At 41.6% G+C, this 23850-nt stretch carries 19 protein-coding genes; 9 read left to right on the plus strand and 10 right to left on the minus strand.

Going from position 1 to position 23850, the window contains the following annotated elements; genetic code table 11:
* Positions 1–55: 55 nt before the first annotated feature.
* Positions 56–919: a hypothetical protein gene (locus HG263_RS10705; protein ID WP_246239934.1), complete on the minus strand. Its 864-nt coding sequence runs from the start codon at positions 917–919 to the stop codon at positions 56–58.
* A 160-nt stretch (positions 920–1079) separates the two neighbouring features.
* Between HG263_RS10705 and HG263_RS10710 the strand changes: the two genes are divergently transcribed.
* Positions 1080–1472, plus strand: a complete 393-nt coding sequence (locus tag HG263_RS10710) for a tellurite resistance TerB family protein (RefSeq protein ID WP_171626063.1) — start codon at positions 1080–1082, stop codon at positions 1470–1472.
* A 32-nt stretch (positions 1473–1504) separates the two neighbouring features.
* On the opposite strand, the gene HG263_RS10715 is transcribed toward HG263_RS10710, so the two are convergent.
* Entirely contained in the window at positions 1505–1825 is a 321-nt protein-coding gene (locus HG263_RS10715; RefSeq protein WP_171626064.1) for a cupin domain-containing protein, read from the minus strand.
* A 156-nt stretch (positions 1826–1981) separates the two neighbouring features.
* Between HG263_RS10715 and HG263_RS10720 the strand changes: the two genes are divergently transcribed.
* Genes HG263_RS10720 through metH form a run of 3 tightly spaced genes read left to right on the plus strand, consistent with a single transcriptional unit; the run spans position 1982 to position 6618 of the window.
* Positions 1982–2929, plus strand: a complete 948-nt coding sequence (locus HG263_RS10720; RefSeq protein ID WP_171626065.1) for a homoserine O-succinyltransferase — start codon at positions 1982–1984, stop codon at positions 2927–2929.
* Positions 2919–3974 (plus strand): homocysteine S-methyltransferase family protein, encoded by a 1056-nt coding sequence (locus HG263_RS10725; RefSeq protein WP_171626066.1) that lies wholly within the window; start codon positions 2919–2921, stop codon positions 3972–3974. Before HG263_RS10720 ends, HG263_RS10725 begins: the two co-directional genes overlap by 11 nt.
* A 10-nt stretch (positions 3975–3984) precedes the next feature.
* A complete protein-coding gene (metH, locus tag HG263_RS10730) occupies positions 3985–6618 on the plus strand; it encodes a methionine synthase (RefSeq protein WP_171626067.1) in 2634 nt (877 codons plus the stop codon).
* 61 nt (positions 6619–6679) lie between these two features.
* Here the strand turns inward: metH and HG263_RS10735 are convergent, their stop codons facing one another.
* Both HG263_RS10735 and HG263_RS10740 read right to left on the minus strand, forming a co-directional pair.
* Positions 6680–7894, minus strand: a complete 1215-nt coding sequence (locus HG263_RS10735) for an ABC transporter permease (protein ID WP_171626068.1) — start codon at positions 7892–7894, stop codon at positions 6680–6682.
* 9 nt (positions 7895–7903) lie between these two features.
* Positions 7904–9247, minus strand: coding sequence for an ABC transporter permease (locus tag HG263_RS10740; RefSeq protein ID WP_171626069.1), 1344 nt, complete (start codon positions 9245–9247; stop codon positions 7904–7906).
* 328 nt (positions 9248–9575) lie between these two features.
* On the opposite strand from HG263_RS10740, the gene hrpB reads away from it, so the two are divergent.
* A complete protein-coding gene (gene hrpB, locus HG263_RS10745; protein WP_171626070.1) occupies positions 9576–12002 on the plus strand; it encodes an ATP-dependent helicase HrpB in 2427 nt (808 codons plus the stop codon).
* Positions 12003–12048: 46 nt separating this feature from the next.
* Here the strand turns inward: hrpB and HG263_RS10750 are convergent, their stop codons facing one another.
* From HG263_RS10750 to HG263_RS10770, 5 genes are all read right to left on the minus strand, one after another.
* Positions 12049–13038 (minus strand): LacI family DNA-binding transcriptional regulator, encoded by a 990-nt coding sequence (locus HG263_RS10750; protein ID WP_171626071.1) that lies wholly within the window; start codon positions 13036–13038, stop codon positions 12049–12051.
* A gap of 335 nt (positions 13039–13373) precedes the next feature.
* Entirely contained in the window at positions 13374–14078 is a 705-nt protein-coding gene (locus HG263_RS10755; RefSeq protein WP_171626072.1) for a phosphoribosylanthranilate isomerase, read from the minus strand.
* 39 nt (positions 14079–14117) lie between these two features.
* Positions 14118–15212, minus strand: coding sequence for a hypothetical protein (locus tag HG263_RS10760; RefSeq protein WP_171626073.1), 1095 nt, complete (start codon positions 15210–15212; stop codon positions 14118–14120).
* A gap of 83 nt (positions 15213–15295) precedes the next feature.
* A complete protein-coding gene (locus tag HG263_RS10765) occupies positions 15296–17071 on the minus strand; it encodes a CRTAC1 family protein (protein WP_171626074.1) in 1776 nt (591 codons plus the stop codon).
* Between the two features lie 28 nt (positions 17072–17099).
* Positions 17100–18440: an aminotransferase class III-fold pyridoxal phosphate-dependent enzyme gene (locus HG263_RS10770; RefSeq protein ID WP_171626075.1), complete on the minus strand. Its 1341-nt coding sequence runs from the start codon at positions 18438–18440 to the stop codon at positions 17100–17102.
* A gap of 200 nt (positions 18441–18640) precedes the next feature.
* Between HG263_RS10770 and HG263_RS10775 the strand changes: the two genes are divergently transcribed.
* The gene (locus HG263_RS10775; protein ID WP_171626076.1) at positions 18641–19249 is read left to right on the plus strand and encodes a cytochrome b/b6 domain-containing protein; all 609 of its coding nucleotides are present in this window, start codon (positions 18641–18643) and stop codon (positions 19247–19249) included.
* A 60-nt stretch (positions 19250–19309) separates the two neighbouring features.
* Here HG263_RS10775 and HG263_RS10780 read toward each other — a convergent pair whose 3' ends face one another.
* Positions 19310–20158, minus strand: coding sequence for an RNA polymerase sigma factor (locus tag HG263_RS10780; RefSeq protein ID WP_171626077.1), 849 nt, complete (start codon positions 20156–20158; stop codon positions 19310–19312).
* 376 nt (positions 20159–20534) lie between these two features.
* Between HG263_RS10780 and HG263_RS10785 the strand changes: the two genes are divergently transcribed.
* The 3 genes from HG263_RS10785 to HG263_RS10795 all read left to right on the plus strand — a co-directional run bounded on the left by HG263_RS10785 (position 20535) and on the right by HG263_RS10795 (position 23829).
* Positions 20535–21998, plus strand: coding sequence for a vanadium-dependent haloperoxidase (locus tag HG263_RS10785; protein ID WP_171626078.1), 1464 nt, complete (start codon positions 20535–20537; stop codon positions 21996–21998).
* A 100-nt stretch (positions 21999–22098) separates the two neighbouring features.
* Positions 22099–23403, plus strand: coding sequence for a pyridoxal phosphate-dependent aminotransferase (locus tag HG263_RS10790; RefSeq protein ID WP_171626079.1), 1305 nt, complete (start codon positions 22099–22101; stop codon positions 23401–23403).
* A 3-nt stretch (positions 23404–23406) separates the two neighbouring features.
* On the plus strand, positions 23407–23829 hold the full coding sequence (locus HG263_RS10795) for a cupin domain-containing protein (protein WP_171626080.1): 423 nt from the start codon (positions 23407–23409) through the stop codon (positions 23827–23829).
* Positions 23830–23850 lie beyond the last annotated feature (21 nt).

A 23850-nucleotide genomic window follows, 5' to 3' on the forward strand; every position in this document is an offset into this window, starting at 1 on the left:
TAATATCAATACAGTTATGCTTGGTTTTTAAGCTGTGATGAATAATCATCAGTGATTATTCAGGTGTATTTTGCGGTATAATTGCTCGCCAGTCTTTTACCATCTCATTAAAAAAACCACATTGTTGATATGCGCGTTTGATAAACCCTTGTGATCTTAGCTTCTTGATACCAATTTGTAGTGCTTTAAATGTTTGCTCTGCTAATGGGTGTGAGCGAGAAACCGCAAAGTGCCGGCTATCTTGCAAAGGTATTTTAATGTCAGGCACAGCTTCGATAAAATAGTCGTGGCCACTGTATTGAAAAGGGCTTTGATTATTGAATGAGACCAGCATGCCATCAATCCAGCCCCGACTAACCATTTTTGCCATCACAATCCAATCAGCTTCATCTTCAAGCGACTTAGGTTTTAGGGCTTTTAATGTTTGCCAGTCGGTGTACCATGCGCGACTTGATACGATAGAAACGTTCGACAAGTCGTTGCTAATTTTACGCTTTAAGTCGTTAATGTTGTTAGGTGACGTATATATGCCAGTAACATACTCACCTTTGCGAATTATTGGGTCGGAAATATAAAGCTTATCAGTGTGTTTACTAAGCTGCTGATACCATATGGTATCGAAACTAACGAGCAACAAGCCATCAAGCAAAAGCCTGATATTCCTTGCATCATAGTTACCAAGTTCAAACTTGAATGTGAGATCTAGTCCGCCGAGTTTTATTGCTTTTTGAATAATGACAAAGTCAACAACATCTCTTTGACACAAAGGGTGATTAAAATTTTCTATATTGTGTACAGACTGCCCTGAGAGTATTGTTTGGGCGTAATCATATATGTCTTTTTCGATGGTCACTGAGACCTCTTGCGAGCACAAGTGATTGCTTAATAAGGCTAATAACACTATAAATCCAATACGCATGCGGCTACCAACATTAAAGGCCAACGTTACTAAGTGTAGCGGAGCATAAGATGATGAGAGTTTTTAATGTGACATTTTAATAATTGTCTAATATGGTAGTAGTGGATTATAGCCACATGGTGGTGAGTACATTGATTATTGACTTCAAGGAGTATGGATTATGAAATTTGAGCAGTTGCTTGACCACTTTGATAGTGGAATTTGTGTAGAGCAGTTACAAAAAGAATCACTATTAGACTTGGCACTATTATTTGTCGCAGTTGATGGTAGTGTCTGTGATGTTGAACTAAATGTCGTGAAAGAGTGGGCTACTACGCTTAATTGGAACTCAGCAGTAAGCATGGATAACTATATTGCAGACATGACTGGCAAGTGTATTCACGCTGTTAAAACTGCTGATATCGAAGCGTTTATTAAGCACCGCATGAAGTACATTGTGGATCAGCCTATGCGCGAGTTAGCGTTAAAAATTGCCCGTGAGGTGGCAGAGGCTGATGGTAACTTTGATAGCAAAGAAAAGTCTGCTATTGAGTTTTTAGAGACACAAGTTTGATTGTGTATTTGTTCTTAGAGTTTTTGACCCTGTTAGTCGTTGTAAAACACTGCAAGCCAAATGGTTGCTTGCTCTGTGGACGTATGGCTCACTCGATGCTGTGTGTGGGCAGGAATAGTAAGGAAGTCTCCTTGCTCAAGTGTGTATTTCTGCCCATTGCTAAATTCGACAGTGCCGCTGCCTGACAATACCATCACCCATTCATGTTCTTCTTGGTCATACCAAAACGCGTCATCTGAAGTTTGGCCATAAGAAACTATTCTCTCAATTCGAACATTTTTACTCGTAATTAAATCTTCAATATGTTCTTTGCTTTTGTCATTGGGAAGTGCTGAAAATAAGTTGTTATTCATTTTTATAATCCGTCAGTGGCAATACGTGAATGGTAATGAGTATGTAACAACAGTTAAAGCGTTCATTGAAAATATTTAGACGTCTAAACATCTAGAGGTTGATATTTTTAAGATTCCATTCATAATGTCTGCTAAACCTAAATTAGGGAGTGAAGTATGCCAATTACAGTAAAAGATGAATTGCCAGCAATTGTGCGCCTGCGTCAAGAAAATGTATTCGTTATGCCGCAAAGCCGTGCCAAAACCCAAGAGATCCGTCCGATGCGTTTGGCAATACTAAACCTAATGCCAAACAAGGTTGAAACTGAGGTGCAATTTATCCGTTTATTGGCAAACTCTCCGCTACAAGTTAACGTTGATTTATTGCGTCTCGATACGCATCGTACCTCGGATAATTCTGAACAGCATTTAGATATGTTTTATCGCTATTTTTCAGATGTAAAAGAGCAAAACTATGATGCGTTGATCATCACGGGCGCACCATTAGCGCATCTTGAGTATGATGACGTGATTTATTGGCGTGAATTACAAGAATTTTTTGATTGGGCAGAGCATCATGTAACGTCGACGCTGTTTTCGTGCTGGGCGGCGCACGCTGGGCTGTTCCATCATCATGGCTTAAAGCGAGAGCTAAGAAAAGACAAGCTGTGTGGCGTGTTTAAACACCAGTGTTATTTTGAACATGGTGCTTTAACTCGTGGCTTTGATGATGAGTTTTTAGTTCCTCATTCTCGTTATGGTCATATTGATCCGCAGCAGATAGCAAAGCATAAGGAGCTGGTGATTTTGGCAGGCTCTGAAGAAGTTGGGGCGTATTTAATTAAAAATGTCTCTGGGAGCCAAGTGTATATTACTGGACATCCAGAGTATGATGCAGACACGTTACTTAAAGAGTATCAACGCGACATTGCTAAAAGTGATGACGCCCCAAAACCACACAATTATTTTCCTAACGATGATGCATCGCAAAAGCCTGCTAAAACGTGGCAAAGCCATGCCTTTTTGTTATTCTCCAACTGGTTAAACTACTACGTTTACCAAACAACGCCATACGATATTAACCTCGTTAGCCAAGATGTAAGGACTAACAATTATGCCGAATAAACGCACAGCCTTAACTGAGGCTTTAAAGCAACGCATTTTAATCTTGGACGGTGCGATGGGCACCATGATCCAACAACACAAACTCGAAGAACAAGACTATCGAGGTGAAAGGTTTAAAGACTGGCACGTACTGGTAAAAGGCAACAATGATTTGCTGAGCATTACTAAGAGCGATGTTATTGAAGGCATTCATCGTCAGTTTTTAGATGCTGGCGCTGATATTATCGAAACAAATACCTTTAATGCGACCACCATCTCAATGGAAGACTACGATATGGCAAGCATTAGTCGAGAGATTAATGTTGCCTCAGCGCAACTTGCTCGCAGATTATGTGACGAATACACAGCACAAAACCCAGCAAAACCACGTTATGTGGCTGGCGTCTTAGGGCCAACGTCAAAAACCTGCTCAATTTCGCCAGATGTGAATGACCCTGGGTACAGAAACATTACCTTTGATAAGCTGGTTGAGGCATATATTGAGTCAACGCTTGCGTTGATTGAAGGTGGGGCAGATTTAATTTTAATTGAGACGATATTTGATACGCTCAATGCCAAGGCGGCCTCGTTTGCAGTGGAAGAGGCCTTTGAGCAGTCGGGTGTCACCTTACCTGTGATGATTTCTGGTACTATTACCGATGCTTCAGGGCGCACACTATCAGGGCAAACCACCGAAGCGTTTTATAACTCTATTCGCCATATTAAGCCGCTTTCAATTGGTTTGAATTGTGCGTTAGGTCCAGACCTATTGCGTCAATATGTGGTTGAGTTATCGAGAGTTTGTGAAACATTTACCTCAGTACACCCCAATGCGGGGTTACCTAATGAATTTGGTGAGTATGATTTGGAAGCCTCAGAAATGGCCAAAGAAATTATCGATTGGGGTCAAGAAGGTCTGATCAACATCGTAGGTGGTTGTTGTGGCACTACACCTGAGCATATAAAAGCGTTTGCCAAAGGGCTTGAGCATGTTGCGCCACGTCAGTTACCTGAGCTTGAAGTTCGCATGCGCTTGGCGGGTCTTGAAGCCTGCAATTTGAATTAGGAAGTATCTTATGACGCAACAATCTACAGCCATATTTACTAACGTTGGTGAGCGTACTAATGTCACAGGCTCAGCGCGTTTTAAACGGCTAATTTTAGAAGAAGAATATGAAAAAGCCTTAGACGTTGCTCGCGAGCAAGTAGAAAACGGGGCACAAGTAATAGACATCAACATGGACGAAGCCATGTTGGACTCAAAGGCCGCTATGGTGAAGTTTTTGAACCTAATTGCCTCTGAACCTGACATTTCTCGTGTGCCTATTATGGTTGACTCGTCAAAATGGGAAGTGATCGAAGCGGGCTTAAAGTGCATTCAGGGCAAAGCCATTGTTAACTCAATCTCTTTAAAAGAAGGGGAAGCGCCGTTTATTCATCAAGCAAAAATCATTAAACGCTTTGGCGCGGCTGCTGTAGTGATGGCTTTTGATGAGACAGGGCAAGCAGAAACCGCCCAGCGTAAATTTGAAATTTGTGAACGTTCATACCGTATTTTGGTAGACCAAATTGGTTTCCCGCCAGAGGATATTATTTTTGACCCTAATATTTTTGCGGTAGCAACGGGAATTGAAGAGCATGATAATTACGCCGTTGAGTTTATTGAAGGCACGCGCCGTATAAAGGAAAACCTGCCACATTGTAAGGTATCGGGCGGTGTATCGAATGTATCTTTCTCATTTCGCGGGAACAATCCGGTACGTGAAGCTATTCACTCAGTATTTTTATACCATGCAATCCAAGCAGGCATGGATATGGGGATCGTTAACGCAGGACAGCTCGCGGTATATGACGATATACCTCAAGAGCTAAGAAAAGCGGTTGAAGATGTGATCCTCAATAAAGACCCACAGGCTGGCGAACGCTTAGTGGAGCTTGCTCCTAAGTACTCGGGTATGGCCCAAGCGGCTAAGGTTGAAGACCTTGAATGGCGCAGCTGGCCAGTTGCCAAGCGTTTAGAGCATGCATTGGTTAAAGGCATCACTGAATACATTGATGAAGACACCGAAGAGTGCCGAGCAGGCATGAATAAGCCAATCGAAGTGATCGAAGGGCCGTTAATGGATGGCATGAACGTGGTCGGGGATCTGTTCGGCGCCGGTAAAATGTTTTTACCGCAAGTGGTTAAATCTGCGCGTGTTATGAAACGTGCAGTTGCCTATCTTGACCCATATATTGAAGCGGAAAAACAAGAAGGCGAGACCAATGGTAAGATTGTCATGGCAACAGTTAAGGGCGATGTGCACGATATAGGGAAAAATATCGTGGGTGTAGTTTTGCAGTGTAATAACTATGAAGTGATTGATCTTGGCGTGATGGTCCCTGCAGAAAAAATTCTGCAAACAGCCATCGATGAAAAAGCAGATGTTATCGGATTATCAGGGCTTATCACACCATCGTTAGATGAAATGGTACATGTTGCCAAAGAAATGACGCGCAGAGGGTTTGAGCTACCGTTACTTATTGGTGGTGCTACAACATCTAAGGCACATACTGCGGTGAAGATTGAGCCACAGTACGACAAAGGGGTTGTGTATGTTAACAATGCCAGTCGAGCCGTGGGAGTGGTTTCTAACCTACTGAGTAAAAATCAAAAAAGTAGCTTTTTGGCGAAAACGAAAGAGGAATACGAAAAAGTTCGTGAGCAGCAAGCTCGAAAAAAACCACGTTCGAAGCCTGTCACATTACAACGTGCACGAGACAATGCCATCAAGCTTGATTGGGATAACTACACACCACCGGTGCCGAAAAAGTTAGGGGTAACTGAGTTTACCGATGTAAGTATCAAAACCTTACGCCAATATATCGATTGGACACCATTTTTTATGACTTGGTCATTGGCGGGGAAATATCCGAGAATTCTTAATGATGAGATAGTCGGCGAGCAAGCACAAAGCTTATTTGCTGACGCCAATGCAATGCTGGATGAATTTGAAGCCTCGGGTGCGCTGCAGCCGCTAGGCGTGATTGGACTATTCCCTGCAAACCGAGTTGGAGATGATATCGAAATTTATAGCGATGAAACTCGCTCAGAGGTGCTGGCACTATCGTGTCATTTACGTCAACAAACTGAAAAAACAGACTTCCCTAATTACTGTTTAGCGGACTATATTGCACCAAAAGGCGTTGCTGACTACTTTGGTGCGTTTGCAGTAACAGGTGGTCTAGAAGAAGACGACTTAGCACAAGCCTATGACGCCAAGCATGACGATTACAATAAAATCATGGTTAAGGCGGTTGCTGACAGACTCGCTGAAGCATTTGCTGAGTATCTACATGAGCAAGTGCGCAAAGAGTATTGGGGTTATGCGCCAGATGAAAACTTGAGTAATGATGAGCTTATCCGTGAAAATTACCAAGGCATTCGACCTGCGCCAGGGTATCCGGCTTGTCCTGAGCATACCGAGAAGAAAAAAATCTGGCAGTTACTCAATACTGAACAGCGTATCGGTATGAAATTAACGAGCTCTTATGCCATGTGGCCGGGCGCAGCCGTGTCGGGTTGGTACTTCTCACACCCTCAGTCAAAATACTATGCTGTTGCTGCGATTCAAAAAGACCAAGTTGAAGACTATGCTAAGCGCACAGGGATGACTTTAGCGGAGGCTGAGCGTTGGTTATCACCAAATCTGGGTTACGACGCACCCTAAATTAGTTACTTGAGCTATTTAAAACGCTTGGTGGTTTTGCTACGCCAAGCGTTTTTTATTGCTAAATCCCGCGAGTTACAATGGCAGGCGACACTTTAGTTGCTTGTATAACGGGTTGTAACGTTGCAAGCAGCCCTAAAATCCACATGCTCACTGCACCAATCAACAAGTAGTTAAAAGGCACGGCACTGAGTGACATGGTATCCACTAAATAAGCATTGATAACTATCGCAAAAATAATACCAACAACTATACCAATACTACTAATAACAAAGCTCTCTAGCATAAAGTATCTAAGAATTTGTGACTTGCTTGCGCCCAAAGCGCGCCGAGTGCCAATCTGCTTACGACGCGTGACAATTGAGAATCGAACTTGTGCATAAATGCCTAATGCGACCACGATAGTGATAATTGTGATGATGCTGATGAGTGTATATGCTATTGCAGAGTCACTTTGATGATTCCTTTTTCGAATAGACTCAAAAGACTCAAACCTGTCGATCCATCTTCCTGGCGTTTGCATTAGTTGTTCTTTCACATCTTGCATAGCTTGTTCGCGCATACCGGGCATCGCTTTAACCGATATTTTAGGGTCAAAAGTTAGATGATTAGCATTACTTATTACGCCAAAGTCATGGTTCTTCCACCAACTCCAAGCGCTGGGCACTTGCTTGGCAATCCCTATGATTGAGTATACTTCTGAACTGACGTAAATTTGAGTACCGATAGCTTGACGCCAGTTTGCAGGGTAGAGCTTTTGTGCTAGGGCTTGTGAGATTACGAGCAATTGTTGGATCTCGGTATTGTCTGTGGTTTTGCGATAATAAAAAATATCACTTTCATTAAACCATCTACCAGCGATAATTTGTATATCCCATGCCTCTAATAAGTGCTCATCAGCAAAATAATAAGCTGGCCTAAATAAGGGAGCACCTTGTTGATCTAACAAACTAATAGGGGCCGCGCCTCCCCATGAAGAATAAGGAATATTGGATACATGAGCGGCGCTTTTTACACTTTCTAATGACCTGATCGCCATTAAATCTTGTGTCAATAAACTCAACAGCTCATCTGAGCTACCTTGCAGATTCATAACAAAGCTGAAGGTATCGGCTTCATTTAAGCCGCTGTCTTGATTAATTCTTTGGTACTTTTGCGACAATATATAGGCGGTGTTAACCAAAATAGTAAGGGTAATAGAAATCTGTAGTATCAACAGCAACACATTAGACTTGCGTTTATACATTGACTTTAAAATGGGCATTAAATCGTTCATTTTACACCCTTATAAGTTTTTTAGTTGGCTAGATGGTTGAACATGCATTGCATTATAAACTGGCCACAGGCCAAACAAGCAGGTTAAACCGATGGAAAATAGCAATGTCATTGCAAGGGTAAAGTTGTCCATTTGCATAATACTGTCATTTAAAAAGCTAAATGCCTGTTGTGCTCCGCTTAGCCCTAATTGTGCGAGGACCAAACCGGCAATGCCTCCTAATAGTCCAAGCAAGGCTGTTTCACTGGCAAATTGAAAAGCGATATCTTGCTTACTCGCGCCTATAGCGCGGCGAAGCCCAATTTCGCCTTTTTTATTATGAAATTTATTGATAAGTAAGCTCATACAATTGAGTAAGCAAACAACCAAAAATGCAAAAGCTATCCAGCGAGCAATACCCGTATACTCGGGGACAACGCCTTCCACCACAAAGTACTCCTCTATGGTGCGTGTGTAGCTTGGCAGCGCCCGAGGAAAACGCCCGAGTTGTTTTTGCTGAGCATCATATCTATTTATCAAGTCATGATAGGCCTGTCGGTCTTCGCCCTGATTTAGCTCAACCCACATTGAGCTCCACACACACTCAGAGTTTAGGATTAGCTCAAATGTTGCTTCTTCTGGATACTGTGGGCACTGGTAGGTAAATGCATTTCTAGAGTAAAGGCCTGCATTCACTCTTGTTGTAAAAGGAATGTATAGGTCATGGGGGCGTTGAAAAGCAAAGCTTGCATAGCCAAAAAACTTGGGTACAGGTGCCCACGTATCTAACACACCAGAAATAGTGAAAACATGGTCGTCCAAAATGATGTGTTTGCCAACTGAGTTTTGACCATTAAACAACTCGTCATTAAGCACTTTACTAATAACAATCGTAAATTTGCCTTTCACATCGGCCTCATCACTCCATGGAGCACCATATAAAAATGGTGAATCAAACATAGAAAAAAATGTATTGTTGACCGTATACATAAAGCGCATTTTTGCTTGAGTTGTAGTTTGTGAGGCTGTTCTAGTTTGCGCTTTATGTTCAGCAACCAATGTTTGCGCGTTTACTAAATCACTTTCTTGATGAACTTTTGTTAGATTAACAGCATCGCGGTAAGAAATACGATTGGGGGCTTCTTCTTTTCCTTGATGCTCTTTATATGGTTGGTCAAGGTTCCAACTGCTCAGGTACAAACGTAAGATAGTATCTGCTTTGTGCTCAATAGGGTGTTTAGATATCTTATCGGTAACGGTGTAAGCAACCATGGAGGTAGCAATACCTATCGCTATGATAAGTATCATCAAAGCACTCAATATCGGTGACTTATACAGGCTTATCCAAGCAAGCCTTAAATAGTATTTAGACATTTAAACCTCATGCTGACGTAAAGAGCAAAAGCACTTTAAAATGACTGTGAGTATCTTCTGATAAGAGTTGCTGAACATTTGTTAATCCTTGTATTAGTATCCATCTATTGAGAAGAGTTAACAAATTAACTCGCTCGCTATTTTTACAAAAAAATAACCAAAAGTTAATCTAATTGTGTGTTTTATTTATTAAAGAGGTGTTTTTATGAAATTTGTCATAATTTACTAATAAGCATGGTGATTTAGCGTCTTTAAGCAATGGCAATAGGTTAAGTGTTTATGACTAACATGGTAGGATCTGCAAAAAGCATTTATTAGAGTTTTGAAAGTGTTACCCATTGAAGCTGTCTACGGCCAACTAACGTCTGAATTTGCGAACAATAAAACTGTATTGTTGCAAGCACCGCCCGGAGCCGGTAAATCTACATGGTTACCCTTACAGTTGCTGCGGGATAATCGTTTTAACCGTATCATTATGCTTGAACCGCGTCGTTTAGCTGCGCGCAATATTGCGTATTTTTTGGCAGCACAACAAAATGAGCCCTTGGGCCAAAGCATTGGCTTAAGAATGCGTAATGAGGTGAATCTATCCAACGACACGCGTTTAGAAATCGTCACAGAAGGCGTGTTAACACGTATGTTGCAAGCAGACCCAGAACTTACTGATGTCGATCTTGTTATATTTGATGAATTCCATGAACGCTCACTTGCTGCCGACACTGCACTGGCATTTGCCCTAGAAACCCAGTCAGCTTTTCGAGATGATTTATGCATTTTGGTTATGTCAGCTACTTTAGATGGCGAGCGGTATCAGTCATTTTTGCAATGTCCCATTGTGTCATCAGATGGACGCAGTTTTCCTGTGGCAGAAATTTATCAGCCATTAAATGATGAAGCGAAATGGCTTGAAGCCATGCCAGCTCTCGTGACGCTCGCACTACAGCAACAATCTGGCAGTGCCTTAGTGTTTTTGCCCGGACAACGGGAAATAAAATATGTGCAACAGCAACTTATTGATAGATTGAGCAACGATATTGATGTCGTGGCGCTATTTGGGGAGCAAGATAAGGCAACACAGCAAACAGCGATTGCGCCTGCTCAGCTAGGCCGGCGTAAAGTCGTGTTAACAACCAACGTTGCTGAAACGTCGTTAACAATTGAAGGCATTCGTATTGTTATTGATAGTGGTAAACGAAGAGCTGCAAAATTTAATATAAAAACGGGTGTAACGGAATTAAGCACTTTATCTATCTCGCGCTCATCCGCCATTCAACGTGCGGGCCGAGCAGGTAGAGTTGAGTCGGGGGTAGTATATCGATTGGGATCTCATGCGCAGTTTGAGCGACGTGATAAACATGAGACCCCAGAAATTTTGTGCTCAGATATTACGCCTTTAGTGTTAGAGGCAAAAGTATGGGGCACCAATATTAATCAATTGCCGCTATTGGATAAGCCAACATCAGCCGCTATTACGCAAGCTGAGTCGTTATTGCGACAGCTCGAGGCATTTGACGAGCAAAATAAACTCACAGCGTTGGGCAAGCGTATACATGAATTTGGTACTGAACCTAGACTTGCGCATATGTTGATAAAGGCAACTGAGATGGAACAGCAGCTACCTGGTATCAGTGCGCTTGCTTGCTATTTTGTTGCCTTGCTGGAAAGCCGTGTGAATGGTTCTCCTGAGCTTAGAGTAACTTTACAATCTCAGTTTGAACGTCCGCATAAGGCTTTTTCTGAGCAACTTAATGTTTGGTTAAAGCGTTTAAAAATTAATAAACCCAAAGAGTTGGCGTGTGAATATCTAAGCGTGGTTGTTGCGCTGGCGTTTCCTGATAGGCTAGCTAAGCGTCGTGGACAAGGTTTTGTATTGGCTAATGGCGCAGGGGTGAACACTCACGAAAGCTACTGGTTAGACTCAGGTTTTTTAGCAATTGCGACGCTGGGCGGTCACAAAGGTCAGCGGATATTTAGTGCCACTGAGCTAGATTTACCACTACTTCAACAGCAGCTTCCTCACTTATTTATAAAACAAAGTGTGTGTGAGTTTGATGAAAAAAGAGCACGCTTTTTACATGAAGATCGCACTGTCATTGGTTCTTTAATTGTTGATGCTAAGCCATGTGATAAACCCATCGATGTACAAGCGCGCACACAGGCTTGGATAAGTTTAGTTCACAAGCATGGTTTAGCGTTGTTTAGTCAATACCCGCAAGTTGAACAACTGCTCACTCGTATGACGTTGGCACAACGTTTTTATCCTCAGGAGTTTAAGCAGGTAGATGAAGCCGCATTACTCACTAACCTCAACATGTGGTTAGCACCTTACTTAGACGATATTAAGCAGTTAGACCAACTTAAAAAGTTTGACTTAGCCAATGCATTAAACAGCATACTAAGTTGGGAGCTGCAGCAGCGCTTAGGAGATATTCTACCTGTGCGTATTAGGGTGCCCAGCGGCTCGAACATAAAGGTTTATTACCAATTAGACGGGCCAGCTAAATTATCGGTTAAAATGCAAGAAGTTTACGGCCTAAATGACACCCCTAAACTCTGTGATGGGCAATTGTCATTGCTGATGGAGTTATTATCACCCGCACAAAGACCGTTGCAGTTAACTCAAGATTTAGCGAACTTTTGGCAAACCAGCTACAAAGATGTACAAAAGGAAATGAAAGGGCGTTACCCCAAGCATTTTTGGCCTGATGACCCAAGTGTGGCGCAGGCAACTAATAAAGTAAAAAGTAGGATGTAATGTACAAGCTAATAAAGTGGCATTTTAGCTTTTTTATTAGCTTGTCTTATGACTGTCGCTGAATAAATTCAGTGTTCGTTAGGAAAACCCCTTCTTGGGTGTTATTCAAGATTAAATCGCAAACTGTTTTGGCGATTTCGTCAGCATCAACTCGAATACTGCTCAGTGGTGGGTTCATAAACTGTGAATCGTCTAAATCTTCAAAACCAATAATGCTAATGTCAGTTCCTGGTCTTAGGCCTTGTTCTCTTAAATGTTCGATGGCGCCATATGCGACTACATCGTTAAAACATACAACTGACTCAACCTGCGGTACTTGTGCTAGACATTGAGACATAGCGATGCGACCACCATGGCGATTTGCAGAACTATTGAAAACCCAACTTTGAATATCATGTTGTCCATTTAAGGCGTTGTTAAACCCATTTAAGCGCTGGATATACTCAGACGCCACTGCGTCACCACCAATAAAAGCGATGTGTTTGTGCCCCTTTGCCAGCAAAGCTTGTGTCGCTTGACATATGCCATGCTCGTTGTTGGGTAATACGCACGGTACGTTACTGTTGGCAACTTGACGCATGATTGTGACAACTTGAGTGTGAGGTGTTTTTAGCTGATTGAGCCAACTGGCTTGGGTGTTGATGGCAGGGGAAATCACGAGTGCCCTGACTCGATACTCTTGCAGCTTAGCAATCACTTGTGCTTGGGTGAGTGCATTGTCATTGGTATTCACTAATGTTGTCATAAAGCCAAGTGCGCGGATATGGTTTTCGAGGGTCACAGCTAGTTTTGCGCAATATGGCGTGGTCAAGTCGTTCACAACAATGGCGACTAAATCTGATGATTTACTGCGCAAAGCGGCTGCTTCTCGATTATACACATAGCCGGTTTGTTGTATGGCCGCATGCACTTTTTCTTTTGCCAGAGCACTGGTTTTTCCTTTTCCTTGCAATACCAGCGACACGGTAGATTTTGATACACCTGCGACACGCGCGACGTCATGTATAGTCACTGACTGTTTAGAGTTTTTATCCAATGTAATGATATCTATATTAATTTGGCAAAGGCTAAGTGCCTAAGCACGTCTTGTGTATGTGGTTTGAGCATTGTATCAAGCAGTTAAGCACATATGAAAGGCAGTTTGATCAGATCTTGATATTTGATTTCATATCATTTACACAATGCGGTTTTAGACCACTCATCGACGTCTACCAAATAGGGGTGATTACAAGGCAATTGGTATGAATGCAGTTAGCCGACAACCTTTGCTAGAGTTAGCAAATTCTAGCAAAAGGGAGATTATTTAAAAATCATGACGGCATCGTAAATGTTAAAATAAGTGACGCATCCGTGCTGTTCACTTATAGCTTATTAGTCGCCTTTGACTAAATTGATAAAAGCAGAGACCTTTTTGGGGTCTTTACGACTCAATCGATTGGGTGCCAAGTTTGTGTGAGTAAATGAATCAACGGCCCATGGCTTTACAATGTTGATTGCTTGGTTGACATTGTTAACCGATAAACCACCTGCTAACACAACTGGAATTGCAACTCGGTTTACAAGTTCAGCACTGGTATTCCAATCATGTGTCGCACCAGTTGCACCAACGCCGTATGGGTGCTCCTCGTCAGAGCCCTCGCTATCAAGTAAGAAGTAATCACATAGATGCTGATAGCCTAATGCTACAGTGATAGCATTAGGCTTGTTTATAGCAATGGCTAGCATGATCTTTACGTGGCTAAAGGTGCTTCGTAACTTAGACAGCTCAGCAAGTGGAATTGGCTTTTTACATGCAATATGCACAACGTCAGGTTGTAGATATTCCAGCACTGAAGCGATGTCATCAAAGCTGTTACGAAACACTAATGCAACCTTACAAATGTGATTGGGGATCAGCGTAAACAGATGTTTAACCTGTGACAGACTAGGCAAAACGTGTCCATCTAGTGCTTCGTTACCAATGATATTATCATCAGCTACAAAGCCCATGAAATCGGGCTTACAGGATACACAGTCAAGCACATCTTGTTCAGTTGCTGCACCAAGGTAAATTTGGACTTTTGTAGAACTTTTCACATTTATTCCTTATGTAGAGTGAGCAATATTCACCAGTATCTACTTCAAAGTGATAGATAGCTTTTTGCCTGCACGACCAACACATACATCTGAAAAATAGGGTGAAAATTCTTTTTCTATGAGCTCGGCAAGTTCAAGTGCTTTTTCTTTTGAGTCGGCAAGTGCAAAGTAGCCGGGTCCTGCGCTGCTCATACCTGCGTAACTTGCTCCATGTTGTAATAAACAGGAGTTTAGGTTTTGCAATACTTCTGATTTATAGATGCCTTCAAGCACTTTGATATTACTGAATTTATTCATCTCCCAACCGAGCTCAAGTACGGTGTCCAAATCTTGGCTGAGTAGTGCGGGGAAAAAATCCTGATGCATAAATTTACGTAACTTTTGGCCATATTTTTGTTCACATGCCATAAAATGCTCTGCGACAAGTTGAGTTTCAACATCTTCGGATAGCGCGGCACCTTGTCCGTAAGACTCGAGTAGTTCGCCATTGAGGTTGGCTCTATTACCTACGGTTGTGACGACCCATAAATTATCGGTGGGTACATTCGTGACAAAGCGGCTATTAGTGGCATCAGCTTGGATCCATACGATGCCACCATATAAAAAGCATGCTTCACCAACACCAGTATCTAAACCAAAATACAGTTTTCCGTTTGTACTGGCGTTTTCTATATAGTTTTGAGTAACAATATCCCACACTTCTTGTACAGAATAGGGCGAGCCGAAAAAGGCATTTAGCCCTGCAATAACGGCTGTATTGAAAGATACGTTAGAACCAAAGCCACTGTGTTTGTGCTCGATAAGTTTTTCAAGTTCAATGTGTATGTCGTTACCTTTGTAATTAACACATTGGCAAAACAGTTCAATTAAATGTCGGCCACTGGCAATATCACACCTGTTCTCAGGTTCGTTTTTTGATATTTTTACTTTGTAGCCCACTGTGTCTGTAGAAATACCGACGCCACCACCACCTAATCCAGGTGACATATGTGAAAAGTTTAATACGCCGAAGTGTAAGCGCCCTGGGATCCAAACTTCAGCACTCTCGTACTGTGGTGATGCTTCACGAGACCACGACTGATGAATATTAAGCTGCTCCCCCGGATTGAAAAATCGCTGTACTTGTTCGCTCATTTTTTACCTCATTTAGAATAACTGTTCAGAAATTGGTGGACCAATTAAGTAGTCCACCAAGCTAATGGAGAAATGGTTAACCGTTATTTACATAGCTGCGCAGCGGTTAGTGCTAATTTGGTCGTGTTTTGCAATTGGTTTTCATTGATTGGCATTGCACAACCTTGAGCTAAAGTGAAGCGTTTACCAGATTTAAGATCTCTAAATATCTGCTGTTTGCCATTAGGCCAAGTGACTTTGACACTGACTCGTTTTGCCTTTTCAAGACCAAAATGTAAAACGCGCTCATTCACAGAGTAGATACTGCTCGCACCTTCAATGGTTTGTGCCTGCATAAAGTGTTCAAATTCGCGGTCTTTATATATTTCTACACGCGCACCAATGGCATTGGTATTGGAACCTTCGCCACCAACCAAGCGCAATTGCAGCCACTTGTTCTTATGATTAGAGGTATTTTTGAACAAGTATGGTTTACCTGTACCCGCTAAGTTTTTGCTCAAATCGGTAGGGTCTGCTTGTGGTGTGTTCACGAGATAAAAATCAACCAGACCGTCTTTGTTGATGTCAGCTTTTGCTGCGCCGCGACCGTCTAACCATTGGTCATTTTGGCCATAATTAACGACGCCAGCTGAGTAGGTTGCATCTTCAAATGTACCGTCTTTTTTATTAATAAATAAGCGGCCAGGTCCGGCTCCGTTGGCTGCATCGCCAATGATACCCACGGGGGCCATGTTTTGAGCCATGTAAATATCTTGCCAGCCATCATTGTTGACATCGGCAAAGAACGTACCCCATGAGAACTCATAGGGGGCTTTCACTTTTGCTTGTTCACCTACATCAGTGAATGTACCGTCACCATTGTTTTTGAATAATGTTGGCCACGGATTATCCCAAGTTTCTGCAGGTGGGATCATAACGTCAGGTCGACTAGGATCTCTGTTAATGTACAAGTCACTGATATTTGTGCCATAAATATCCATTAAACCATCATTGTTGTAGTCACCTACAGCTAGGCCCATCCAAGCACCGTACTTGCTGATGTCACCAGCGATGTCTGTTTTATCAACGAATTTACCATTTTGGTTCTCTAATAATGAGATAGGGCCTTGTTCGTGGCCCAAAAAGATGTCCACATCGTTGTCATTGTCGTAATCGAATACTGCGATGGCCCAAGTTGTGAAATCTTTACCAACACCAACTTCATTAGTTACGTTGGTAAATGTCAGGTTGCCATTATTGCGATATAAGTGGCTTCTAACAGTTGGGTTTGTGCGGTTTGCTTGGGGATCAAAAATATCCATATCAATCATGCGCCCAACAATGATATCTAAATCACCATCTTTATCATAATCTAGCATCCCAACCGAGGTGGTAAATCCTGCTTCTTGTAGGCCTGATGACGCGCTTAGAGGCTTGAAAGTACCGTCTTTTTGGTTGATATAGATAACATCAGGGCCATCTTCTGCATTTACTCCATCTCCCATAGTCGTTTGGGCCGCAACGTACAGATCGTCATATCCATCATTGTTTAAATCACCAACAGCTATGCCCGTGGTATAACCTGTATTGTCCACGCCTGCTTGCGTAGCAACATTAGCGAATTTGCCATTGCCGAGGTTTTTGTATAATGCATTGGGCTGGCCATGACCGTTAGCCATGTAAATATCAACAAGGGTATCATTGTTGAAGTCAAAAAAAGCCACACCAGGCATAAATGACTCACCTTGAATTTCAAAGCCTTGCTGCAGTGCTTGAGTGGCATTGGCAAACCTAACATGTTGCGTGTTTGGTGTAGATTGGGCCATGACGAATGTGCTCATACACATTGAGGCAAGCAGGCTTGATTTAAAATATTTCATTGTTTTTCCTTAAATGATAGTTATGATTTTAATTTGAAGACACTCTGTCAAACGCGAAATGAAGCGTTTTAACTAGGGTATCAACGTGAGATCGTGTGAAAGTCAGTGGCGGCGACAGAATGACTTTTGAACCAACATTTCGAATGATCACCCCTTGCGATTGGGCCAATTGAACAAGTTGTTGGTTTAAAGGTGAAGCTGGGTCTAATGGCGCTTTAGAGGTTTTGCATTCAACTAAATCTAATACGACCATGAGGCCTTTACCCCTCACGTCTCCGACCAGTGAGTAGTGTTCTTTAAAAGGTCGCAAAGATTGCAGTAAATATTCTCCAACTTGTGCTGCATTAATGTGTAGTTGCTGTTCTTGTACGATGCTAAGTGCAGTTAAACCTGCTGCGCATGCTAAAGGATGGCCTGAATACGTATACCCATGCATGATCATGCTTTCTGGGCCTGAGTGCTGCCAAGCTTTTGCGACTTTTTCGTTTAGAACTGTGGCGCCAAGAGGTATATAGCCAGAAGTTAGCCCCTTGGCTAAGCACATAATGTCGGGGCTGACTTGCCAGTTTCTGCAACCAAACAATTCACCGCTTCTGCCAAAGCCTGTGACAACCTCATCTGCAATAAGCAAAATATTGTATTTATCACAGACTTTTCTAAACAGCGGCCATAGCTTTGCCGGTGGTACTATTACACCTCCTGCACCTTGGATAGGTTCTGCGATAAACGCAGCAATATTATGCTCGCCTATGGCTATGATTTTTTCTTCTAACTGGCTGGCAATAATGTCTGCTAACTCATCACTGTCGCTAGTCCATGGATTCCGATAAAGACAAGGGGTAGGGATGTGGTGGCAGTTTTGCAGTAGCGGGGCGTAAGCTTGTTTATGTATTTCTATACCGGTAATAGAAGTAACCCCAAAATGTAAACCGTGATAACCATTCGTTAGCGAAATAAATTGTGTTTTATTTTTTTGGCCTTCCAGTAGCCAATATTGGCGAGCAAGTTTTAGTGCTGTTTCGTTGGCATCGGAGCCGCCAGAGCTAAACATGACTTTTGCCATTTGTTCTGGCTTTAACCAAGTCAATAGCTCGTTAGCCAACATTTCAGCAGGTTCGTTGGTGAAATCGACAAATGAGTTGTAAAAAGCAATTTTTTCCAGCTGTTCAGTGATTGCTTTATTCATTTTAGGGTGGTTGTGACCTACATTGACACACCAAAGACCCGCCATGCAATCTAGCAGTTCATTACCCTGTTTATCGTATACAAAAACCCCATCGCCTTTAACAATGGTGGTTTGCCCAATTAAATTTAAAATGCTAGGCGACACCATTGGGTGCAGCACTGGGCTGTGATTATTATTTGTCATGAATATATCCTTGCTAATTAATATATCCACTTAGACTTGACAAAAAATATCCTGTGACAAAATATTTTTTGTCACGCTTAGCCCCTTCAAATAGTCAAACAATGCGTTAGTTAAAAGTGTTGAGTCTTTACGCAACGGAATGGGTAAATGTCTGAGCGAAAAATAACCAATTTAAATATCGCACTGAGAGAGGAAAATTTATGAAAAATATATTTTTTGCAGGGAGTGAGCTAAGCGTCAACGCTGGGAGCACTGATGCTTTGCACATTGCAGAAAAACAAAATCAAAAAAATACCCTTAATGTAAATCACTATCATCCAATTCAGAAGTTGCTACATTGGATGTCCGCCTTAGTGATCTTATGGGCGACAATAACAGGCTTTTCAGTTGCTTTTGGTATTTTTTCAGAAGAGTATGCCAAAGCGATAGGAAATTTTAATGTGTCTCTTACTTTGTTATTTGTGCCATTTTTCGTCGCTCGTATTATATTTGCAATTTACTTTGGCAAGCCTGTAGATCAAAGGTTTACTAAGAATCAAAGAACGCTAATTAACACTATGCACTTTATTATTTATGTTGTGATCAGCATAGTGCTCATCAGTGGTGTGTTAATGATGGAAAGAGATATTGTTTTTGGCAGTTATTTCATATTTAAGCCGATTATTGAGCAAGGTGACGTCACCCAGGCTTTTTTAGAGATCCACAGATACAGTTGTATAGTTCTTGCGCTGCTTTTATTTATTCATATTTCAGCTGTTTTTCATCACCAAGTTAAAGGCGTGAATATAATAAAGAAGATGAGCTTTTAGCTTCAATCTCTCTATTATTAATATTTCTCAATTGACCACCTAAAAAGGTGGTCAATAACATTACATAGATATTTCTTTTATATTAATTTTTTCTGTTGATATGTTTACGTTCCTATAAATGGACCTTACTTTTTCTTCTATTATATTAATTTTATCTATATATTCTTTAGCTTCATCCCATTGAGCTTTATTCATATTCATAGGTGAATAATCAATTTTATCTCTGCTTATGCAATTGTTTTTTAAACATTTGTCAATTTGTTTACTGCATCTGCAAGGATTTTCTTTATTTACATATCCACAATTATCAGTCATAAAGCCAACAATGCTTTTTCTTGCTCTAGATAATCGCTGACGATAATTAGCCTGAGTAATGTTTAACATTTCTGAAGCCTCACCATGCTCAATATCGAGCACTTCACCGAGTAAATACGCCATTCTTGCTTTATCATCCAAGCATTGCAGCATGGCTAAACTACATGAAATTCTAATTTCTTCCATTAGTAAATGATAATCTGGCGTGTCTGATTCTTTGCTATATTCATTGCCGATGTCGTAATGGATATTTTCTGCAAACTCGTCAAAACTCATTTCTTGTTTGGACATTTTTTTATCTCTCATTGTTATCAATGAGTTGATTGCGATCCTATATGCCCATGTTGTAAATTTTGATTCACCCCTGAAATTATTAAGGTTTTTATACACCTTGAGTGCTATTTCTTGACACGCCTCTTCTGCTTCATGAGCATCCCCTAAAAAGCGTATTGCGATGCCATAAGCCTGTTTGTTTAGGTGGGTAAACAGCTCCTCAGTCGCTTTTTTATCACCTTTTTTTACATGGATCAGTAGATTATCTATATTCTCTTCGATAGCTTGTTCAGCATTATCTTTCTCGTACATGCTTTTCATTTTATTTCCGACTTAAATTGCAATAATTGCGGGCTTTATGTTGTAAATTTGTTTCTTTTTCTGCCCGTTTTAATTTGGTTTATAAAAGCTAAACCTTATTTTCTAACTGATAATTACTACCATTTAATCTCCTTTCGTTTCCTTGAATAACGTTGCAATAAAATTTAAGTGCGTTTGTCGTTTCGCAATTAAATTGGGCGCTATCTTATAGTGCTAATAAGTACCTTTCAATTGTCTAAAGTTGAAATTTTGTAAACTTATTTAAAATTTAATAATTATTTTGTCACACCTTTAACATTGGTTTGTCTAAACCTGTAAACCAAAACAACTGGACGATAAACATAGTGTTTTGTCTGTAATTACAAGGAAAATAATCATGTTTAAGAAGAACCGACTAGCTTTAGCTTTTAGTATGGTATTTGCAATAGCGGGTAATGCAGTTGCCAGCGAAAGCATAGATAACAAGAAAAATAGTGAATTAGATCATATTCACGCTTATTCAGAAATTGTGATACCTCAACTTGTGCCAGTATTGTACGAGTCGGTATCGCCAACAGGGGGGGATGCGCCGTTATTATTAAGGATAACGGCTTTACTGACCAATGCGTGGTTTGACGCGATTGCTCCGTATCACGAAACAGCAGTTGGTGTGTATTCTAAAATTCGCCGACAGCCAGCTAAAAAGCGTAACAGCTATCGCCATATGAACATCGCCACCATGTATGCATCTTATCAAGTGTTGAGTAACTTGCTGCCGGAGCATGAAGATAAATGGCGCGAAATGATGCAAAAGGCAGGCTTAAATCCTGATAAGAAGCAGATCAACCAAAGCACAGCTATTGGTATTGGTAATCTAGCTGGTTTGGCTGTTGTCCAAGCACGTCAAAATGATGGTATGAACCAGCTCGGAAATGATGATGTTGGTGCAGGCACAGCCTACGCGGATTCTACTCGTTATAGTCCCGTTAATACGGCATATGAAATCGAGAATCCATCGCGTTGGCAGCCTAATATGAGCGAGCATCGTTATGGTCAATATTCGATCCAACAGTTTGTAACGCCGCAGTTAAAAGATACCAAACCATATAGTTACTCTCATCCTAGTGAGTTTGTTGCGCCTTACCCAGAAGCAAGCCAGATAGAAAACTATGTGCGTTATAAGGCACAAGCTGATGAAGTCATTCAGGCAAGAGCAGCCATTACTGAAGAGCAAAAATTAAAAGCTGAATTATTCAATGACAAGCTGACGAGTCTTGCGCAATCGGGGCTAGACACAACGATTCAAAGAGGACTAGGTCTTGCTGAATCTATTCAATATGAATTTCTTTCAAACATGACCACTTTTGATACAGCAATAACAATATGGGACAACAAATATCGATTTGATGCGGTCCGTCCATTTAGCGCGATTAGGCACTTGTATGGCGAAAATGAAGTGGATTACAAGGGTAAGCCAGGAGAGAACATGCATTCGGTGAGAGCGGATAGATGGATGAGCTACTTACCTGTTGCTGATCACCCTGAGTACCCGTCAGCATCTGCAAGCTTTTGTGCCGCACATGCCAAGGTTAGTCGTCAGTTTTTTGGTACTGATGAATTAAATTGGAAACTTGACTACAGCAAAGGCAGTTCGACACTTGAGTCAGGCGTAACGCCCACACAAGATATCAGCTTAGAGTTTGCAACATGGACAGACTTTGAAATGGACTGCGGTAACAGTCGTTTCTGGTCTGGCGTGCATTTTAAGCCATCCATTGGTGCTGGCCGCCAAATTGGCAAAGATGTCGCAGACAGAACATACGCATTCGTAATGTCCCACATTCGTGGCGAGGCAAAATAATTAACCAAAAAGTGCGAGGTGTCCTCTAGGTACCTCGCAATACCAGCCGAGTCAGGTTTGGAATTTGGTTGAGTATTAAAAAAAGATGAGTGTGACCATTATGTCTTTAATAAATGAAATAAGTTTGTTTGACAACAATGTTGATGAACTTAGAAAACACGTAAACAAAGTTATGGCTGACTTCAATTTTGATGAGAGCAATTTTAACATCGAAGAGTTTTGGCAAGCCACTGATGCACTGGAAGCGCAGGGAAAAATCGCGCTAACACGTATGGACTTTGGTATTCCAGGAATTGAACCACCGAGCGATTGTGTTAACCAGCATATTGCGACTATCAATGACTCTGTTTATACAAAGCTTTATCCCCCATTCAAAGGGATAGCTTCACTGCGAGAGGAGCTCTGTGAATTCTTAAATTCGAGAATATGCACACGCTTTTTTAGCGATGATGTTTTTGTAACATGCGGCGCGACACAAGCGTTATTTGTTGCCTTATCTGCAGCGCATCAGCTGCGCCCAGAAAAAAGCAAAGTGCTATTTTTAACGCCGACTTATCCTCCAATGATTGAGCAATGCCGTATCTTAGGTTTGGAGCCTGAGTGTCTGGAACTCGATAAACGGTTTGATAAAGAGTTGGTCGCCAGCATCGAACATGTGCTTAAGCAACAAGATGTGTCTGCTATTTGTTGGGCAAGTCCGAATAATCCATCTTGGCGTCAGTTAAATAGCGCTGAACTTCAGGGTATTGCCGATTTATGCAATTTATATGGTGTGACGCCCATTGAAGATGTTACCTATCTTGGCATGCATGAAAATGCCATGAAAAAAGCGTTATTTCCTTCTATTGCAGGTGTATGCAACGAATATTTCTTAGTGCTTAGTAGCTCCAAAATGCTCAGTTATGCAGGTGAGCGAGTGGGGTTCTTGGTTGGCTCAAAACAGCTACTTGATAACCCATTGGCAAAAGGCGAGCTGGATGTTCGTGCTAAATGCGGAAGCCTAATTTTCAACATTACAGGTGGTGCTCCCCACAGTGCTCAGTTTGGCATTAGCAATGTACTTAAGTCCATAAATCAGGGCGATTGGGACTTGGAAAAATCGCTGTCTGTTTATCGAGATAGAGCAAAGCGCCTTAAAGATATATTAACTAATAATGGCTTTAGCCTTGTTTATCAAAGTAATTCAGCTCAGCAGCAGTACGGGTTTTATGTCTGCTTTTCTCATCCCAAATTCAGCGGGATCCAATTAGCCAAAGAATTGCTTTTTTATGGTGTGGCGGTTTTACCTTTGACCACATTTTACAGTGAGTGCACGAAAGGGGTTAGGGCATGTATTGGCCGTGTTGATGACCAAGCGCTTGATATTTTAGAACACAAACTGAGCGCATTTGCTAAGAGGTACTAAATCATGGGAGAGAAAGTCGCTGCAGATTGGTTTGTTCGCAAAGTGGGCGAGTCTCCTGTGCAGGAGTTAGAAGGTATAGAAATGTACCGCGTGTTGAGTGGAACGGGCTTGGATAAGGCGGGTTGTGAATACGTAACACTTGACTCAGGCAAAGAGCTAGAACCACATGTACATAAAAAAGGCCATGCTTTCATCTTGGTTTTGGAAGGCAGTGGAGAAGTGTATTTAGATGGCAAGTATTCGCCTATAGAAAAGCTTTCAATGATCAACATCCCACCGGGTGTTGAGCATGGACTAAGGGCATTAGACGAACCGCTGGTTGTGTATGGTTTTCAGGTGCCACCCATCATTGAAGGTGACGAAGATGCAGATATTTATTTCACAAAAGGAAACCGTAAGGGAACCGTTAGTGAGATCAAAACTTAAGAACTAAAACTTATCAATTAA

This window comes from Pseudoalteromonas caenipelagi, assembly GCF_013140855.1.
GTDB classification, from domain to species: Bacteria; Pseudomonadota; Gammaproteobacteria; order Enterobacterales; family Alteromonadaceae; genus Pseudoalteromonas; species Pseudoalteromonas caenipelagi.

Excerpts from the sequence above, each read along its gene's own strand:
- HG263_RS10705 (WP_246239934.1), bottom strand. The coding sequence starts at position 919 with ATGCGTATTGGATTTATAGTGTTATTAGCCTTATTAAGCAATCACTTG.
- HG263_RS10710 (WP_171626063.1), top strand. The coding sequence starts at position 1,080 with ATGAAATTTGAGCAGTTGCTTGACCACTTTGATAGTGGAATTTGTGTA.
- HG263_RS10715 (WP_171626064.1), bottom strand. The coding sequence starts at position 1,825 with ATGAATAACAACTTATTTTCAGCACTTCCCAATGACAAAAGCAAAGAA.
- HG263_RS10720 (WP_171626065.1), top strand. The coding sequence starts at position 1,982 with ATGCCAATTACAGTAAAAGATGAATTGCCAGCAATTGTGCGCCTGCGT.
- HG263_RS10725 (WP_171626066.1), top strand. The coding sequence starts at position 2,919 with ATGCCGAATAAACGCACAGCCTTAACTGAGGCTTTAAAGCAACGCATT.
- metH (WP_171626067.1), top strand. The coding sequence starts at position 3,985 with ATGACGCAACAATCTACAGCCATATTTACTAACGTTGGTGAGCGTACT.
- HG263_RS10735 (WP_171626068.1), bottom strand. The coding sequence starts at position 7,894 with ATGAACGATTTAATGCCCATTTTAAAGTCAATGTATAAACGCAAGTCT.
- HG263_RS10740 (WP_171626069.1), bottom strand. The coding sequence starts at position 9,247 with ATGTCTAAATACTATTTAAGGCTTGCTTGGATAAGCCTGTATAAGTCA.
- HG263_RS10760 (WP_171626073.1), bottom strand. The coding sequence starts at position 15,212 with ATGAGCGAACAAGTACAGCGATTTTTCAATCCGGGGGAGCAGCTTAAT.
- HG263_RS10765 (WP_171626074.1), bottom strand. The coding sequence starts at position 17,071 with ATGAAATATTTTAAATCAAGCCTGCTTGCCTCAATGTGTATGAGCACA.
- HG263_RS10770 (WP_171626075.1), bottom strand. The coding sequence starts at position 18,440 with ATGACAAATAATAATCACAGCCCAGTGCTGCACCCAATGGTGTCGCCT.
- HG263_RS10775 (WP_171626076.1), top strand. The coding sequence starts at position 18,641 with ATGAAAAATATATTTTTTGCAGGGAGTGAGCTAAGCGTCAACGCTGGG.
- HG263_RS10780 (WP_171626077.1), bottom strand. The coding sequence starts at position 20,158 with ATGAAAAGCATGTACGAGAAAGATAATGCTGAACAAGCTATCGAAGAG.
- HG263_RS10785 (WP_171626078.1), top strand. The coding sequence starts at position 20,535 with ATGTTTAAGAAGAACCGACTAGCTTTAGCTTTTAGTATGGTATTTGCA.
- HG263_RS10790 (WP_171626079.1), top strand. The coding sequence starts at position 22,099 with ATGTCTTTAATAAATGAAATAAGTTTGTTTGACAACAATGTTGATGAA.
- HG263_RS10795 (WP_171626080.1), top strand. The coding sequence starts at position 23,407 with ATGGGAGAGAAAGTCGCTGCAGATTGGTTTGTTCGCAAAGTGGGCGAG.